Source organism: Zavarzinella formosa DSM 19928 (genome assembly GCF_000255705.1).
GTDB lineage: Bacteria > Planctomycetota > Planctomycetia > Gemmatales > Gemmataceae > Zavarzinella > Zavarzinella formosa.
On sequence record NZ_JH636466.1, the window covers coordinates 374 to 749 of the forward strand.

The following is a 376-nucleotide window of genomic DNA, read 5'->3' on the forward strand; positions in this document are numbered from 1 at the left end:
CGGGGGAGGAGCCGGTCCCGGCGGCCGACCCGAACCAGTTGCTGCGGCAGGAGGAGGCCCGGCAGAAGATCCGGGAGCAGCAGACCAACGTGGCGGTGGACGAGACGCTGTCGCGGGCGCGGGACCTGTTGCGCAGCGGCGACCCGAAGAGCGCGAAGGACCTGCTGGTGTCGCAGCGGGACAGCGTGCGGGTGGTCGGTGACCTCGGGGAGGCGACCCGTCAGAAGCTGCTGAACAAGATCGAACTGCTGCTGACGGACGTGGGGGCGCGGGGCGACGCGATCGTGCGGGCGCGGGCCGAGGAGAACGAGCGGATCGCGCGGGCGCGTCAGAAGCTGATGGTGTCGGACCAGACGGTGGCGCGGGAGGAGCGGAT

The 376-nt window shown here is 71.8% G+C and carries 1 protein-coding gene; it reads left to right on the top strand.

The window, feature by feature from the left end:
- Window positions 1–376: hypothetical protein (locus BGIM_RS65490; protein ID WP_040892532.1), on the top strand; the 376-nt coding region annotated here is incomplete at both ends.